Origin of the sequence: Neisseria sp. P0009.S008 (assembly GCF_051958615.1) — a bacterium.
GTDB lineage: Bacteria > Pseudomonadota > Gammaproteobacteria > Burkholderiales > Neisseriaceae > Neisseria > Neisseria subflava.
Genome location: NZ_JBQCVG010000018.1, coordinates 1 through 16094 on the forward strand (window position 1 = coordinate 1; position 16094 = coordinate 16094).

At 47.7% G+C, this 16094-nt stretch carries 15 protein-coding genes, 1 tRNA gene and 1 pseudogene; 8 read left to right on the plus strand and 9 right to left on the minus strand.

The features are described from left to right. Together ACTHSQ_RS10585 and thrB are read left to right on the plus strand one after the other, a co-directional pair. Positions 1-231: pseudogene (locus ACTHSQ_RS10585) on the plus strand (hypothetical protein); the annotation flags it as partial. 112 nt (positions 232-343) lie between these two features. Continuing rightward, complete coding sequence (gene thrB, locus ACTHSQ_RS10590; RefSeq protein ID WP_440371960.1) at positions 344-1261, plus strand: homoserine kinase; 918 nt, start codon at positions 344-346, stop codon at positions 1259-1261. 42 nt (positions 1262-1303) lie between these two features. Here the strand turns inward: thrB and ACTHSQ_RS10595 are convergent, their stop codons facing one another. From ACTHSQ_RS10595 to ACTHSQ_RS10610, 4 genes are all read right to left on the minus strand, one after another. Next, positions 1304-2830 (minus strand): DHA2 family efflux MFS transporter permease subunit, encoded by a 1527-nt coding sequence (locus ACTHSQ_RS10595; RefSeq protein WP_440371959.1) that lies wholly within the window; start codon positions 2828-2830, stop codon positions 1304-1306. A 101-nt stretch (positions 2831-2931) separates the two neighbouring features. Further along, positions 2932-4125, minus strand: a complete 1194-nt coding sequence (locus tag ACTHSQ_RS10600; RefSeq protein WP_440371958.1) for an HlyD family secretion protein — start codon at positions 4123-4125, stop codon at positions 2932-2934. A gap of 223 nt (positions 4126-4348) precedes the next feature. Next, positions 4349-5755 carry an efflux transporter outer membrane subunit gene (locus tag ACTHSQ_RS10605; protein WP_440371957.1) on the minus strand — a complete coding sequence of 469 codons (1407 nt, stop codon included), beginning with the start codon at positions 5753-5755 and terminating at the stop codon, positions 4349-4351. 49 nt (positions 5756-5804) lie between these two features. Then, a complete protein-coding gene (locus ACTHSQ_RS10610) occupies positions 5805-6299 on the minus strand; it encodes a MarR family transcriptional regulator (RefSeq protein ID WP_070630393.1) in 495 nt (164 codons plus the stop codon). A gap of 290 nt (positions 6300-6589) precedes the next feature. Here ACTHSQ_RS10610 and ACTHSQ_RS10615 point away from each other — a divergent pair, with 290 nt between their 5' ends. Beyond that, complete coding sequence (locus ACTHSQ_RS10615) at positions 6590-7471, plus strand: prephenate dehydrogenase (protein WP_440371956.1); 882 nt, start codon at positions 6590-6592, stop codon at positions 7469-7471. A 108-nt stretch (positions 7472-7579) separates the two neighbouring features. On the opposite strand, the gene hisD is transcribed toward ACTHSQ_RS10615, so the two are convergent. The 4 genes from hisD to ACTHSQ_RS10635 form a co-directional block, all read right to left on the minus strand. Then, entirely contained in the window at positions 7580-8872 is a 1293-nt protein-coding gene (hisD, locus tag ACTHSQ_RS10620; RefSeq protein WP_003685806.1) for a histidinol dehydrogenase, read from the minus strand. Between the two features lie 71 nt (positions 8873-8943). Then, positions 8944-9669, minus strand: coding sequence for an oxygen-insensitive NADPH nitroreductase (gene nfsA / locus ACTHSQ_RS10625; RefSeq protein WP_003685819.1), 726 nt, complete (start codon positions 9667-9669; stop codon positions 8944-8946). 48 nt (positions 9670-9717) lie between these two features. Beyond that, on the minus strand, positions 9718-10371 hold the full coding sequence (hisG, locus tag ACTHSQ_RS10630) for an ATP phosphoribosyltransferase (protein ID WP_250601221.1): 654 nt from the start codon (positions 10369-10371) through the stop codon (positions 9718-9720). An 82-nt stretch (positions 10372-10453) separates the two neighbouring features. After that, positions 10454-11116 carry an SCO family protein gene (locus ACTHSQ_RS10635; protein WP_308888406.1) on the minus strand — a complete coding sequence of 221 codons (663 nt, stop codon included), beginning with the start codon at positions 11114-11116 and terminating at the stop codon, positions 10454-10456. 284 nt (positions 11117-11400) lie between these two features. Between ACTHSQ_RS10635 and ACTHSQ_RS10640 the strand changes: the two genes are divergently transcribed. The 5 genes from ACTHSQ_RS10640 to ilvC all read left to right on the plus strand — a co-directional run bounded on the left by ACTHSQ_RS10640 (position 11401) and on the right by ilvC (position 15539). Next, positions 11401-11485, plus strand: a tRNA-Leu gene (locus ACTHSQ_RS10640). Between the two features lie 389 nt (positions 11486-11874). After that, positions 11875-13602: a biosynthetic-type acetolactate synthase large subunit gene (ilvB, locus tag ACTHSQ_RS10645; RefSeq protein ID WP_049329575.1), complete on the plus strand. Its 1728-nt coding sequence runs from the start codon at positions 11875-11877 to the stop codon at positions 13600-13602. 10 nt (positions 13603-13612) lie between these two features. After that, positions 13613-14104 carry an acetolactate synthase small subunit gene (gene ilvN, locus ACTHSQ_RS10650; RefSeq protein WP_440371955.1) on the plus strand — a complete coding sequence of 164 codons (492 nt, stop codon included), beginning with the start codon at positions 13613-13615 and terminating at the stop codon, positions 14102-14104. A gap of 66 nt (positions 14105-14170) precedes the next feature. Next, positions 14171-14464, plus strand: a complete 294-nt coding sequence (locus ACTHSQ_RS10655; RefSeq protein WP_049329574.1) for a putative quinol monooxygenase — start codon at positions 14171-14173, stop codon at positions 14462-14464. A 61-nt stretch (positions 14465-14525) separates the two neighbouring features. Then, positions 14526-15539, plus strand: a complete 1014-nt coding sequence (gene ilvC / locus ACTHSQ_RS10660) for a ketol-acid reductoisomerase (RefSeq protein ID WP_003680040.1) — start codon at positions 14526-14528, stop codon at positions 15537-15539. 356 nt (positions 15540-15895) lie between these two features. Here the strand turns inward: ilvC and ACTHSQ_RS10665 are convergent. Next, positions 15896-16094, minus strand: a 199-nt coding sequence (locus ACTHSQ_RS10665; RefSeq protein ID WP_440371961.1) for a hypothetical protein, incomplete at its 5' end; no start/stop codon positions are given.

The window sequence follows — 16094 nt, forward strand, 5'->3', positions numbered from 1 at the left end:
CGAAAATTTCAACCAACTGTGTTATACTGTCTGCTTCGTTTTCTTCACCGCGTCAGCAGCGAAGAACCGAACTATACGCCTCCCAGCAAAACCCGTCAACACCTTTCGCAAAATTATTTTCAGAAAATTAATCACAGACATGTTTTAAAAGGGTTTTTATTTTATAAAAAACTCAATCAAACTTTCTACACAATCCATACATACAAAAAAATACAAACAAAGGCCGTCTGAATTGCTCTTTCAGACGGCCTTTTGAATTTAACCCTCGCTTTAATTTATATTGTTGGCGCTTGTTTTTTGGTATGATGTTTCCTTGATTTTTTATATCAGCCTCGAGTTTGCTATGTCTGTCTATACCAGTGTTTCCGACGCTCAAATGCGTGATTTCCTACTGCAATATGATTTGGGAGATTTTGTTTCTTTGCAGGGGATTGCTCAAGGAATTACTAATAGTAATTATTTCTTGACTACTTCAACCGGTCGTTATGTATTGACTGTTTTTGAGGTTTTAAAATCAGATGAACTGCCTTTCTTTTTAGAACTCAACCAGCATTTGAGTCTGAATGGCGTTGCCTGCGCCGCTCCGATTGCTCGTAAAGACGGTGGACTGCATTCTATTTTAGCCGGAAAACCTGCTTGCTTGGTAACTTGTTTGAATGGCTCCGATACCGGCTGGCCGACTGAGGCACAATGTTTCCACACTGGCGCGATGCTGGCCAAAATGCATTTAGCCGGTCAAGACTTTCCTTTAAAAATGAAAAATCCTCGTTATGATGACTGGTGGCATGATGCCTGTACTCAGTTGCTACCTGTTTTAGATTCTGAGGATGCCGCACTGCTTCAATTTGAAATTGCTGCTTTAGATGAAAATCTAGGAGCGCATTTGCCTTCCGGTATTATCCATGCCGATTTATTTAAGGACAACGTATTACTTAATGGAGATGAAGTTTCCGGCTTTATCGACTTCTATTATGCGTGTAACGGTAATTTCATGTACGACCTGGCAATTGCGGTTAACGATTGGGCACGAACAGCTGATAACAAATTAGACCCTGTCCTTTATGATGCCTTTATCCATGGCTATGAAAGCGTGCGTCCATTATCTGATGAAGAACGTGCATATTTCCCTACTGCACAAAGAGCCGGATGTATCCGTTTCTGGGTGTCCCGCCTACTGGATTTCCATTTTCCTCAATCAGGTGAAATGACATTTATTAAAGATCCGAATGCCTTTAGAGATCTGTTATTGAGTCTTAAATAATATATAGATAAAAGGCCGTCTGAAATTCAGACGGCCTTTTATTTAATGTCCTCCCCCACTGGAGCCGTTAAATGGTGGTCTTGCCAGCCAAATAATGGGGATCATGCTGATAAATATGATGCTGCCTGCCAAGAAAATTTCATTTGAGCCAATAATAAAGCCTTGTTGGGAAATAGTACTATTTATCGCCTCCAAAGCCTGTTCCTTGCTCAGACCATTGGCCATCATGCCTTGAATAGATTGGTTACTGATTGAGGACAATAAGTTAACATGTTCGGTCAGTTGAGTATGGTGTAGAGCTTCGCGTCGTTCCCACATGGTGCTGACAACAGATACTCCGACACCACCCATAAAGACTCGCAAGAAGTTAGACAAGCTACTGGCCGAGGCAATTTGATTGCCTTTCATATGCGACAAGGTAATACTGGTCAAAGGCAGGAAGAACATGGCTACGCCTAAACCCTGCCAAAACTGTGGCCAAACGACGTTGCTCATATCCATACCGGCATAGAAATCGGTGCGCCAATGGAATGTGTAAGCAAAAACCAAGAAGCTGGCACTGACAAACAGGCGCATATCGACGCGATTGCCAAACTTACCGATAATCGGCGACAGAATAATCGGCAGAAAACCCACCGGTGCAGCAGCCAGACCTGCCCAAGTAGCGGTATAGCCGAGATTTGATTGCAATACCAAAGGCAACAGGGTCAATGTGCCCATATAGACCATAAAGCCCAACGATGTAGCAACGACACCTATTGTGAAGTTTCTATTTTTAAACAATGACAAATCGACAATCGGGTATTTCTCGCCCAGCTCCCAAACAATAAAATATGTTATGAACACCAAAGCGGTAACACCCAAAACGATAATCTCTCCCGAGGCAAACCAGTCTAATTCCTTGCCCCTATCAAGCATCATTTGCAATGCACCGATACCGACAATCATCAACACCAGCCCGACATAATCGATTGGTGCCCTGACGATTTCAGTTTCCCTGTGTCTAAGCTGCTTCCAAGCAATAGTTGCAGACAAAACCCCGATCGGGATATTGATAAAGAAAATCCATCCCCAATGCCAGTTATCCGAAATCCAACCGCCCAGAATCGGCCCCAATACAGGGGCAACAACGACGGTCATTGCCCATAAGGCCAGCGCCAATGTTCGTTTTTCAGGCGGATAGGAGGCCATCAACAGGCTTTGGGACAAGGGAATCAATGGTCCGGCAATAAAGCCTTGCAATACACGGAAAAAAACCAAGGCTTGAAGATTATGCGCAATGCCACACAGCCATGACGTTACGACAAACCCGATCACAGCGGCGATAAAGATTTTGACCTCGCCAAACCGCTTGGCCAAAAAACCTGTCAGAGGAACGGAAATGGCATTGGCTACGGCAAATGAGGTAATCACCCAAGTTCCCTGCGTGGTAGCCGCACCCAAATCCCCTGCAATAACAGGCACGGCGACGTTGGCGATGGTACTGTCCAAGACTTCCATAAATACGGCCAAGCTGAGCGCCAAAGTTGCCAACACCAGCTTAAACCCTTGTAACGGCGGATAATTCATATTTGTAAACTATAAGACAACCGCCAAAGCGGTCGATTGAAGAGAATCAATATTTCAGACGGCCTGAGCCTTCAATAAAAGACTCAGGCCGTCTGAAAAGATTATTTTGCGTATTGCTCGAAGATTTTATCGACTAAAGCATCGGCGGCTTTCCAATCCACACTTTCCGTTTCCGGCAATGTAGTAGTATTTCGTTCCGCTTCGGCAGTCATGGCTTTACCGCTGCCCTTCTCGGCAATATTGACTTTAACAGTCATCGACAAACCGACACGGAGCGGATTTTGTTGCAATTCTTTAGCATCCAAACTGATACGCACCGGCACACGTTGCACAACTTTAATCCAGTTGCCCGTTGCGTTTTGCGCCGGCAGTAATGAGAACGCACTGCCCGTACCGGCCGACAAGCCCATTACCTTGCCATGGTAAACCACTTTACTGCCGTACAAATCGGCTGTCATTTCAACAGGCTGGCCGATTTTCATTTTGCGCAGTTGCGATTCTTTAAAGTTGGCATCCACCCACAATTCAGACAGGGGCACAACAGCCATCATCGGCGTACCTTGTGCGATACGTTGGCCGACTTGGACATTGCGTTTGGCAATTTGGCCGCTAATCGGCGAACGGATTTGCGTACGTTGCAGATTCAGCCAGGCGTCTTTGATGTGGCTGATGGCCGTCTGAACTGCCGGTTGTTGGCGCAGAGGAATATTGTTACCCAACACTGCCTGAGCAGAAACTTCTTCCGCCTCAACCGCTTTCACTGCAGCCTGAGCCTGAACCACAGCGGCACGGGCATGGCTGAGTTCTTCACCGGAAACCGCTTCCGTACCTGCCAAAGATTCACGGCGGCGCAAATCGGCTTGTGCACGGGCCAAATCGGCTTTGCGCAACAACACTTGCGCTTTGGCTTTTGAATTGACCGCTGTTTGCTGTTTGTTTTGACGGATGGCCTGAATCAATTCATTTTGCGCGCGATCGTATGCCAGCTGAAAATCGCTGTCGTCCAAAGCCACCAATACATCGCCTTTTTTCACGACATCCGTATCGTCATACATGACTTTGCGCACCGTGCCGTTCACCTGCGGCGTAATCATCACCAAATGACCGGCCACATAAGCATCTTCCGTTTCTTCTTCATGCTGCCAAAACAGGAAATACGCCAAAGCAACTCCTGCTGCCGCAATAAGGAATAGAAGCGTAACGATAACCAAATTGCGTTTGCGATGCGTTTTAGCGCCGGAAGCGGCTACTTCCGGTTCTTTTTGGACATTATTTTTTTCTGATTGAGTATCCATAAGTCCCAACTTTAATTCTGCACATGTGATAACGATATTATTGTCTTGCTGGGCGCTGACTTATACCATCAGTCCCCAATACGCGCGTTTACCGCGCTAAAGGGTCATATTCTATAGTTACACTCTATTCATTACAATAATTTCTTCCGGTAGCAAATGTAAATAAGGTAAGCAAAAGGCCGTCTGAAATCACTTTCAGACGGCCTACGTTTTAATAAAACGTTTATTTCTTATTTAATTTAAAGCCTCCGCCCAACTGGGCATTGAGGTTACTCCAAGCTGTCAGATATTCTGCATGGTATTGAACCTCCGACATTTTTGTACGCGCAGCTTCGTCTTGTTTTTGCAAGGCGGTCAAGCCGTTCTCCAAGCCTGCACGAACACGTCCTTTCGCATTTTGCACAGATTTATCGGCAATATTGACCATCTTATTCCAAGTATCTTGTCGGCTTTTCAGGCTTTGATAGTCAACTACAGCATCTGCCGCCGAACGCATGGCGTTCAAAACAGTTTGGTCATACACGGCAACCTGCTCGTTATATTGGGCACGTTTGCCCGCCAATTTAGACTGCAGCGCACCGGAAGTAAACAATGGCAGATTCAAAGCCGGAACAATGCCCAACATACCAGAAGTTCGTCCGCGAATCAGATTGAACGCATCAATGTGCGTCATACCTGCCAAAACTTTTAACTCGATATTTGGGTAAAACTCTGCTTCAGTCGATTTGACAATATGCCATTTCTCTTCAAGCAAGGCTTTTTGCGCCGCGATATCGGGGCGTGCCGCCAGCAAATCCGCTTCAATTCGGCTAACCGGCAATGACGGCACAGCCGCCATTTTTTCCGGAACCTGTCCATTCAATGCACCCGGTACACGGCCGGTCAATACAGCCAGGCTGTTGCGGATTTTCTCATTTTTCTGAGTCCATGCCGATTTTTCAAGCTGTAATTGTTGTTGCGCCATTTCCAGAGCGTGCAAGGCATCGGCAGGAGCCAGCTGCGCTTTAACGCGTTGTTGCATCAGTTTCAATGCCTTATCCGCCAGCTCTATGCGCGTATCCAGCAAAGCCAGTTGTTCTGTCGCCATCTGCCACGCAAAATATTGGGCGGCCACGGCATGAGCCAACTCGGTGCGGATATGATGCGCTTCATACACTGCAGCCCTACTTTTTCCTAAAACAGCTTGAATCTGCTCTCGGTTTTTACCCCAAAAGTCGAAAACCAAGCTGCCTTGTAAGGCTACGTTCGCCAAAACCAATGTATGGTCGGTATCGACCATACCGGCTTGAGGTTTGGGTGAAACATAGGTACCCATACCGGTTACACCCAAGCCGACTTGCGGTTTATTTGCGGCTCCTACAACTCCCAGCTGCGCCTGAGCCTGCTCAAACCTTGCCTTGACGACACGCAGATTGGTAGACGCCTGAATGGCGGAAGCAATCAAATTGTTTAATTTTTTATCTTTCAGCTTCATCCACCAGCCGTCTTGGGCAGTAGCGGCAGATTGGCCTTGCGGCAGCGGATAGGCTGTTGTCTCATCCAAAGGCGACTGTTTGCCGAACGGCGCACATGCCGCCAACAGCGAAACAGCGGCAACGCATACGCTTGATTTGACCAAACCTAATTTCATACAGACTCCGTTTATGTGTGTCTGCCGCAGACCTTCAGGCCGTCTGTTGTTAATTGCCCAAACGGTTCAACAGTTTACCCAACAGGTGTTGCAGCGTATCGTAATCCTCTTTCGTGAAATCTTCCCACGCCTGACCGCTCTGACGGGCAATTTGCGGCCATACTTCGTGGATGAAGGTCTCACCCGAAGGGGTCAATTTTAGCACAATCTGACGGCGGTCTTTTTGATTGATATAACGCTCTACCCAGCCGCGCCCAACCATATCGTCCGACAGGCGTGTCGCACTGGTGCGCGTCAAGTCCATCAGGTCGCTCAAGCGCGAAGGCAGGATTTCGCTGTTTGGGCTGACGTAAACCGCCATCAGGGAAAACCACAGGTTTTCATTGATGCCGAACGCTTTCAGGTTTTCGTTCAAATGGCTGCTCAAACGTTCGGTTACAATGCGCAACATGCGGGATACTTGGTTTTGCTGCTCTGGAAACTGCGGCAGACGGGTAGAAAGCAAACGCATTGCGTTGACTAATTCGGTTTGTGAAAAACTCATAAATTCCTTCTTTCTGAGTGAATTATTTTATTCGATATCAATCAAAATATGATGTAATAATTTACTTTAAGATACCAATCACTTACTTTAAGACGTTATACTGATTCAGATGATTATTTTAGTGTATGAAAATCTGATAATCGGTTACATGCTCCTACTAAACGGGGTTTTCTATGCCTAAATCATGAAAATTCGACCATAAAAAGGCCGTCTGAAACCTTGATGACAACTTTCAGACGGCCTCCATAACGGATTAAAATAAGCTTTTCCACTTGTACCGGATTCAAACCATGAACACTTCCGCCTTTTTCCCCCATATCACCCTTATCGGTGTCGGTTTAATCGGCGGATCGTTCATGCTCGATCTCAAACGCTTGGGACTGGTGCAAACCGTTACCGGCATCGACACCAATGCCGACAACCTCAATTACGCACTCGAATGCGGCATCATCGACCATGCCTATCCGAATATTTGCGCCGAAAGCATTAGCAATGCCGATTTGGTTTTGATTGCCACGCCTGTCTCCGTCCTGCCTGACGTATGCCGCGACATCAAACCCTTCTTAAAAGACACTGCCTGCGTTTCCGATGTCGGCAGCACCAAACAATCGGCACTCAATGCCTTCCGCACCCACTTATCCGACCGCCTGCCGCAATGTTTTGCTGCCCACCCGATAGCTGGATCGGATCAAAGCGGAGCAAAATCCGCGCGTTGCGGTTTGTTTCAAAACAGCCGCCTTATCATTACGCCACACGGCCAAGAGGCTTCAGACGGCCTGAGACGGCTGAAAAGCCTGTGGCAGGCAGTTGGTTCGCAAATTTCCACCATGAGCGCCGAAGAACACGACAATATTTTTGCCGCCGTTTCCCACTTGCCGCACTTGGCCGCCTTTGCCTATGTCCACGCTTTGGTTGACCATCCGCACGGCAAAGACTATCTCCCCTATGCCGCCACCGGCTTTCGCGACTTTACCCGCATCGCTTCCAGCCATCCTGCCGTTTGGACAGACATCTGCATGGCCAACCGCCCCGCCCTGCTCAAACTGACAAGCGATTTGAAAGAACAATTATCCAAATTGGAACAACTCCTTTCAGAAGGCAACAAAACCGAGCTTTACCGCTATTTTGAAGAAGCCGCACAAATGCGTAATGACTGGCTGAAAAACCGTTAAACCTGTTTTCAGACGGCCTGATACCTTCTCAGCTAAAATCTTCATCACAATAAAAAGGGCATCTGTTTAGATGCCCTTTTTTGATTTCTTACGACTTCAACGTTTCACTCAGTCTTTCAAACGGAACTCAGCCGCTCTGGCGTGCGCGGTCAAGCTTTCGCCATGCGCCAACACGCTGGCGGTTTTGCCCAACTTCTGCGCCCCTTGTTCTGAAACCTGAATCAGACTGGAGCGTTTTTGGAAGTCATATGTTCCCAAAGGAGAAGAGAAACGCGCCGTGCGGCTGGTCGGTAAAACGTGGTTGGGGCCTGCGCAATAGTCGCCAAGGCTTTCACTGGTATAGCGTCCCATGAAAATCGCACCGGCGTGGCGGATTTTTTTCGCCCACTCTTGCGGATTTTCGACCGACAGTTCTAAGTGTTCGGGAGAAATATAGTTGGCGATTTCGCAGGCTTCGTCCAAATCTTTAGCCAAAATCATTGCGCCGCGGTTGCCCAATGAAGCCTCAATAATCGCACGGCGCGGCATGGTTTCAATCAAGCGGTTCATGGCCGTCTGAACTTCGTCCAAATACGTTTGAGAAGTGCCAATCAAAATCGCTTGTGCAATTTCATCGTGTTCCGCCTGACTGAACAAATCCATGGCCACCCAATCGGCAGGCGTCGTACCATCAGCAATCACCAAAATTTCAGACGGCCCTGCCACCATATCAATACCGACCACGCCGAACACGCGTCGTTTTGCCGCAGCGACAAAAGCATTGCCCGGGCCGGTAATCTTATCGACTTGAAGCACAGATTCCGTACCATAGGCTAAAGCCGCAACCGCCTGCGCGCCGCCGACCGTAAACACTTTGGTTACACCGGCTACAAAAGCAGCCGCCAACACGATATCGTTGCGCTCGCCTTTCGGAGTGGGAACGACCATGATGATTTCTTTCACGCCGGCAACATGGGCAGGTATGGCGTTCATGATGACGGAACTCGGATAAGCGGCTTTACCGCCCGGAACATAAATACCGACACGGTCAAGCGGCATAATCTGTTGACCCAAAAGCGTGCCGTCTTCGTCTTCGTAAGTCCACGACTCCATTTTTTGGTGTTTATGGTAGCTTTCCACACGTCGCGCGGCCGTTTTCAAGGCCGTCTGAATGTTTTCGGGCAAACGCTCAAACGCAGACTGCAAATCGTCTTGCGTCAGGATTAAATCATCGATGGTTTGAGCGGATGTACCGTCAAAACGGTTGGTGTATTCAATCAGCGCCGCATCGCCGCGTTTTTGAACATCGGCACAGATGTCGGCAACAATACGGTCGATTTCAGGGTTTTGCGCGGTTTCAAAAGCGAGTAACGCTTTAAGTTCGGCTTGAAAATCAGGGGATTGGGTGTCGAGTTTCTTCATGGTTTGCTCTCTTCCTTTTTTCGTTCCTATTGTTTTCAGACGGCCTCAGCCACACACATGCCGTCTGAACATTATCTTTTCAAAAAACCTTTTTTCTGCAAAAACGCCAACATATGCGGCCGCACAGGATTGCCCAAGGTTTTGGCCAGCGATTCCTTCCAAGGTATCGGTCTTCCCTTGCGTAACTCATAATAATCCGCCACTGCCTGATTATAAGCTTCAACCGCATCGGCATTCAGGCTTGGGCAGGCGTTTTCGGCATACACCATTTCCTTAGGCAGGCGCGGTTTGAGCGGCGGGTCTTGGTCAGGATAACCGAGACACAATCCCACCAAAGGCACGCAATAATCCGGCAGGTTCAATACGTCCGACACTTTTTGCGCATCATTGCGCAACGCGCCAATATACACGCCGCCCAGCCCAAGCGATTCGGCGGCAAGCAATACGTTTTGCGCCATAATGCCTGCATCGACCGCGCCAATCAGGGTTACTTCCGCCCAATCAATTTGCGCATCGGGAAACATTGCCTTGTGTTTGGAAAAATCGATGCAAAACAATAAAAATTCCGCACAATGGACAATATAAGGCGCACTTCCTGCCGCTTCATGTATCCCCTGCCTCAGCGCAAGGTCGGATACGCGGATGATGGAAACGCATTGCAGATTGTTGGAAGTCGAAGCCTGTTGTCCGGCGCGAACCAGCGTATCAAGGATTTCATCGGCAATCGGTTCTGAAGTAAACCTGCGGATGGAACGATGGGAAAGAATCGTATCGAGTGTCGGTTTGCTTTGCATCATGACGGGGCTTTCAAACTGGGTTGGCAGACAGTTTTTGCCAAAAACTTTTCAGACGGCCTTAGCGGCATTTTCAAATGCCTGAATAATCGGATTCAACAGCGCATATTTGGTTTTCAACGCCGCTTTATTGACCACCAAGCGGCTGGAAATATCAGCCACATGTTCCACAGCTTCCAAACCATTGGCCTTCAATGTATTGCCGCTGGAAACCAAATCGACAATCGCGTCGCTCAAACCGACCAAAGGCGCAAGCTCCATCGAGCCGTACAGTTTGATGATGTCCACATGCACACCCTTGTCGGCAAAGTGTTCGGCGGCGATGTCGGGATATTTGGTGGCAATCCGCAAGCGGCTGCCGGGTTTGGAAGCGGCGGCGTAATCAAAACCTTTTTTAACTGCAACCATCATGCGGCATGAGGCGATGTGCAAATCCAAAGGTTGATACAGGCCATCTCCGCCATGCTCGATCAGCACGTCCTTACCGGCAATACCAAAATCTGCCGCACCATATTGCACATAAGTCGGCACGTCGGTCGCGCGTACAATTACCAAACGGATGTTGTTATGATTCGTGCCAATAATCAGCTTGCGCGACTTTTCCGGCTCTTCCGCAGGCACAATACCGGCGGCAGCCAACAGCGGCAGGGTTTCCTCAAAAATTCGCCCCTTAGATAAAGCAATCGTTAAAAGTGTGTCGGTCATTTTGTTCTTCTCCTTTGCCGTATCAAAAACAAGAAGGCCGTCTGAAATCCACAACCCATTTCAGACGGCCCCAACTACGTTTTTACAATAAAGTTTTCACATCAGCCGCAATCGTTTCCGGCTCGCTGCCATAAGGCGAGAAAATCGCCACTTCGCCGTTTTTATCAATCAAATATGCGCCTGAAGAGTGGTCGACCAAATAGTTTTCGCTGTCTTCTTTTTGGTTGACTTTAGCCGATACCACACGGTATTGCTGTTTGATGACAGGCAGGCTTTGATCGCCGGTTGCCGTCAGGCCGATAAAATCAGGGTTGAACTGTTTGGCGTATTTGCCGATTACTTCAGGCGTATCGCGCTCGGGGTCGATGCTGACAAATACTACTTTCACGTCTTTAGCCTGATCGCCCAATTGTTTCAACGTGTCGCTGTAAGTCAGCAACTCGGTTGGGCATACGTCAGGACAGTGGGTATAACCGAAAGACAGGATGACCACTTTGCCTTTCAAATCGCTCAGGCTGAAAGGTTTGCCGTCGCCATCGGTCAATGTGAAATCGCCGCCAATGTCTTCTTTGCGCATATCGGTACCGCGAGCTTGCACTTTGGGCGCAGACTCACCGGAAGCAGCAGGTGCAGCAGAAGCGGCAGGTGTCGAAGAAGCCTCTTTGGCCTCCTCTTTAGGCTGACAAGCAGCTAGAGCAGCCAACGCAAAAACACTGAGTAGGAAAGTTCGTGTAACGGAAAGCATAAATTTTCTCCAAAACCGTTTCAAATAAGTGCGGCCAAATAACTGTCCGGCCGATATAAAAACAAAACATCTTCATATTAACGCGTTTGACACATTAAATATAGCCCTTTTTGCAGGTAAATACTGCTTTTTTTGTTTTAAAAATCTGCCTTCCATTTAGATAGTCATCAAACGCAAAAAGTTTAATTCATTAAAAATCAAACAAATATAAAAATAATCCAATTTTTTTTCAATTACTGCTTTACAAGATTCGAGAACTCGCTATAATGACGACTTCTTCGCTAGCCCAGGTGGCGAAATTGGTAGACGCAGGGGACTCAAAATCCCCCGCCGCAAGGTGTGTCGGTTCGAGTCCGACCCTGGGCACCAAATTAAAAAAACCTCTTGATTCGATCAAGAGGTTTTTTGCTTTTTATCATTTGCAAAAACCTTCTCTTTACTCAAACTGTCAACAATCTCCCCACATCAAGCTCAATAAAACTGTTTTTTTATTTCTTTAAAATCAAACGATAATCTATTTTTACTCCTTAAACGTTAAAAGATGAAAGATTTTGTCTTGCTTGTACAGTCGGATTGCGTTATCGTTTCTACTCTTTTTCACAAACTCTGTGTTTCTTCCCAATTGCTTGGATAGTCTGACTGTCATCGTATTCCCTCAGTGCGCGTACCCTAAATCGCTGCTTGGTGGAATTGCATTACAGGTGCTGTGGTGAGGCGGATTGTTCCTATTGGTTTGAAACCATATAAAAGAGGTCAATATGCAATTATCTGGCGCACAAATCATCGTGCAAAGTCTCAAAGCCGAAGGTGTCGAGTATGTATTCGGCTATCCGGGCGGCGCGGTTATCGAAATCTACGATGCCCTTTTCCAACTCAATAAATTCAAGCACATCCTGGTTCGCCACGAGCAGGCAGCCGTACATGCGGCAGATGCCTATGCCCGTGTCAGCGGCAAAGTCGGCGTTGCTTTGGTAACTTCCGGCCCAGGCGTAACCAATGCGCTGACCGGCATTGCCACCGCTTACAGCGACTCCATTCCGTTAGTAGTCATCAGCGGCCAGGTGGGCAACTCCCTCATCGGGACAGACGCATTCCAAGAAGTGGATACAGTCGGCATTACCCGCCCTTGTGTCAAACACAATTTCTTGGTAACCAATATCGCTGAGTTGGCAGACACCATCAAAAAAGCTTTCCAAATCGCCGCAAGCGGCCGTCCGGGTCCCGTTGTTGTCGATGTTCCTAAAGATGTCACCCAAGCAATGGCTAAATTCAGCTATCCGCAAGAAGACATCTTCATCCGCTCTTACCAACCGGTTGTACAAGGCCACATCGGTCAAATCAAAAAAGCCGTACAAATGCTGGCTTCCGCCAAACGCCCTATTGTTTACTTCGGCGGCGGCGTGGTTTTGGGCAATGCCTCTGAGGAAATGACCAAATTCGTCCGCATGATCGGCGCTCCTTGTACCGGTACATTGATGGGCTTGGGTGCATACCCTTCCAGCGACCGCCAATTCTTGGGCATGCTGGGTATGCACGGCACTTACGAAGCCAACCTCGCCATGCAGAATGCAGACGTTGTACTGGCAATCGGTGCGCGCTTCGATGACCGCGTGATTTCCGTACCGTCCAAATTCTTTGAAAAAGCCAAAAAAATTATTCATATTGACGTTGACCCGTCCAGCATTGCCAAACGCGTCAAAGTGGATATCCCGATTGTCGGCGACGTGAAAAACGTATTGTCCGAAATGATTCAATTGTGGGGCAAACAAGAATCTGCACCTGCAGCCGACTCATTGGATAAATGGTGGAAAAGCATTGAAGAATGGCGTTCGCGCAACTGCCTGTGGTTTGATAATGAAAGCGAAATCATCAAACCGCAATACGTCATTCAAAAACTGGCCGAAATCACCAATAATTCTGCCATCATCACTTCCGACGTCGGTCAACACCAAATGTTTACCGCCCAATATTACCCATTCGAGCGTCCTCGCCAATGGCTCAATTCCGGCGGTTTAGGCACAATGGGCGTCGGCTTGCCATATGCCATCGGTGCGAAACTGGCTGCTCCTGATCAAGATGTATTCTGTATCACCGGCGAAGGCTCGATTCAGATGAACATCCAAGAGCTGTCCACCTGCTTCCAATACCGCGTTCCGGTGAACGTCGTTACCCTGAACAACGGCTATCTCGGCATGGTTCGCCAATGGCAGGAACTGTATTACGGCAACCGCGAATCGGAAACCTATTTCGATTCCCTGCCCGATTTCGTCAAACTGGCTGAAGCATACGGACACATTGGCATCCGTGTGGACAAAAAATCCGATGTTGAAGGCGCGCTTTTGGAAGCAGTCAAACAAAAAGACCGTTTGGTATTTATGGACTTCTTGACCGACAAGAAACAAAACGTGCTGCCCATGGTCGGCAACGGCAAAGGCTTGGACGAGATGGTTCTGCCGCCGCATATGCGCGAAACATTGTCAGCGTAAGGAGAGAAAAATGCGACATATCTTATCTATTCTGATGGAAAACGAATCAGGTGCGATGAGCCGTGTGGTAGGTTTATTCTCCGCACGCGATTACAACATCGACTCCCTGGCTGTTGCACCAACCGAAGACAAAACCTTGTCTCGCATGACCATCGTTACCCATGGCGACGAACACGTTATCGAGCAAATCACCAAACAGCTCAACAAACTGATTGAAGTTATCAAAGTGGTCGATTTGAACGAAAGCCGTTTTGTCGAACGCGAGCTGATGTTGGTAAAAATCCGCGCCGTAGGTAAAGACCGTGACGAATTCCTGCGATTGACCGAAATCTACCGTGGCAGCGTCATTGACGTAACAGACCGCAGCTACACCATCGAAATCACAGGTTCTACCGAAAAACTCGACTCTTTCCTCGAAACAGTCGGTCGTGCCCAAATTTTGGAAACCGTACGCACAGGCGCAGCCGGTATCGGTCGTGGCGAGCGTATTTTGAAAATTTAACGCTGTATCGTTCAGACGGCCTTTTACTTTCTACAAAGGCCGTCTGAAAAACAGTAGGAGACAAATATGTCAAGCATCCAAATCGTTGCATTAGTTACCGTCAAACCCGAATACACCGAGGCTCTGGCTGCCCAGTTTAAAGACTTGGTCAAAGCCAGCCGTGCAGAAGAAGGCAACATCAGCTACGACCTGCACCAAGAAATCGGCAAACCCAACCGTTTCGTATTCGTAGAAAGCTGGAAATCCCAAGCAGCTATTGACGAACACAATGCCAGCGAACATTTCCAAAACTTCGTCAAATCCATCGAAGGAAAAACCGAAGCATTGGAAATCGTCTTGATGAACCAAGTCCCCGCTTAAACCCCTATTACTTTTAACTCAACCCGGATTATCCGGAACCCTCTTACACTAAGGAAATAAAATGCAAGTTTATTACGATAAAGACGCTGACCTTTCTCTGATCAAAGGCAAAACCGTTGCCATCATCGGTTACGGTTCACAAGGTCACGCACACGCAGCAAACCTGAAAGATTCCGGCGTAAATGTCGTAATCGGTCTGCGCCAAGGCGGCTCTTGGAAAAAAGCCGAAGCAGCCGGCCACGACGTGCGCACCGTTGCTGAAGCAACCAAAGCAGCCGACGTTGTAATGATTCTGTTGCCTGACGAAAACCAACCTATCGTATACAAAAACGAAATCGAGCCTAACTTGAAAGAAGGCGCAGTATTGGCGTTTGCCCACGGCTTCAACGTACACTACAACCAAATCGTACCTCGCGCCGACCTCGACGTTATCATGATCGCCCCTAAAGGCCCAGGCCACACCGTACGCAGCGAATTCCTGAAAGGCGGCGGCGTACCTTCCCTGATCGCCGTTTACCAAGATAAAAGTGGCAAAGCCAAAGACATCGCCCTGTCTTACGCAGCAGCCAACGGCGGCACTAAAGGCGGCGTAATCGAAACCAACTTCCGCGAAGAAACCGAAACCGACCTCTTCGGCGAACAAGCCGTATTGTGCGGCGGTGTGGTCGAGTTGATTAAAACCGGCTTCGAAACCCTGACCGAAGCAGGCTACGCGCCCGAAATGGCCTATTTCGAGTGTCTGCACGAAATGAAGCTCATCGTTGACCTGATTTACGAAGGCGGCATCGCCAACATGAACTACTCCATTTCCAACAACGCGGAGTACGGCGAATACGTTACCGGCGTGGAAGTTATCAACGATAAATCGCGCGAGGCCATGCGCAACGCCTTGAAACGCATCCAAACCGGCGAATACGCCAAAATGTTCATCCAAGAAGGTGCCGTCAACTACGCCAGCATGACTGCCCGCCGCCGCCTGACTGCCGACCACCAAATCGAAAAAGTTGGCGCACAACTGCGTTCTATGATGCCTTGGATCGCTAAAAACAAACTGGTTGACCAAGACAAAAACTAATCTGTCTTTCAAGCAAATGAAACCTGCCTGATCACTCAGGCAGGTTTTTATAATTTTAAAACCCAATACACTATAAGAGACCTTTGCAATAACATAGGTTACTAAAATTTTATGCTCAATCTCATTTTCAAAATGCAAAACTTTTCTGATTTTTCCTACTTTTTGCTCAATATTAGGAAGGTTTTAGGCAATTGAAAATTTTTTGGCGCATTTTTATGCATCAAATTTCGTTAACAGACTATTTTTGCAAAGGTCTCTATAAATCTCACTCAACAAGGCCGTCTGAAAACAATATAAACAACATTTAAACTCCAAACTCAATAAGCCGTCTTTTATGGTTCGCCTAAAATTTCCTTTTAGAAAAACATATTACGAAATAAACAACTATTTTCCATACCTACTCTGTCTGCAAAAAACAACGTTTCCCAACAAAATACGCCTAAAACAAGAGGAAAATTTGTTTTCTTAAGCCATAACCTGTAGGAAAACGTTGCGTTGTTTACACCACAGGTTGAGAATGAAGCCTGCAAGACCTCAAACGGCGTATCGCCGTTC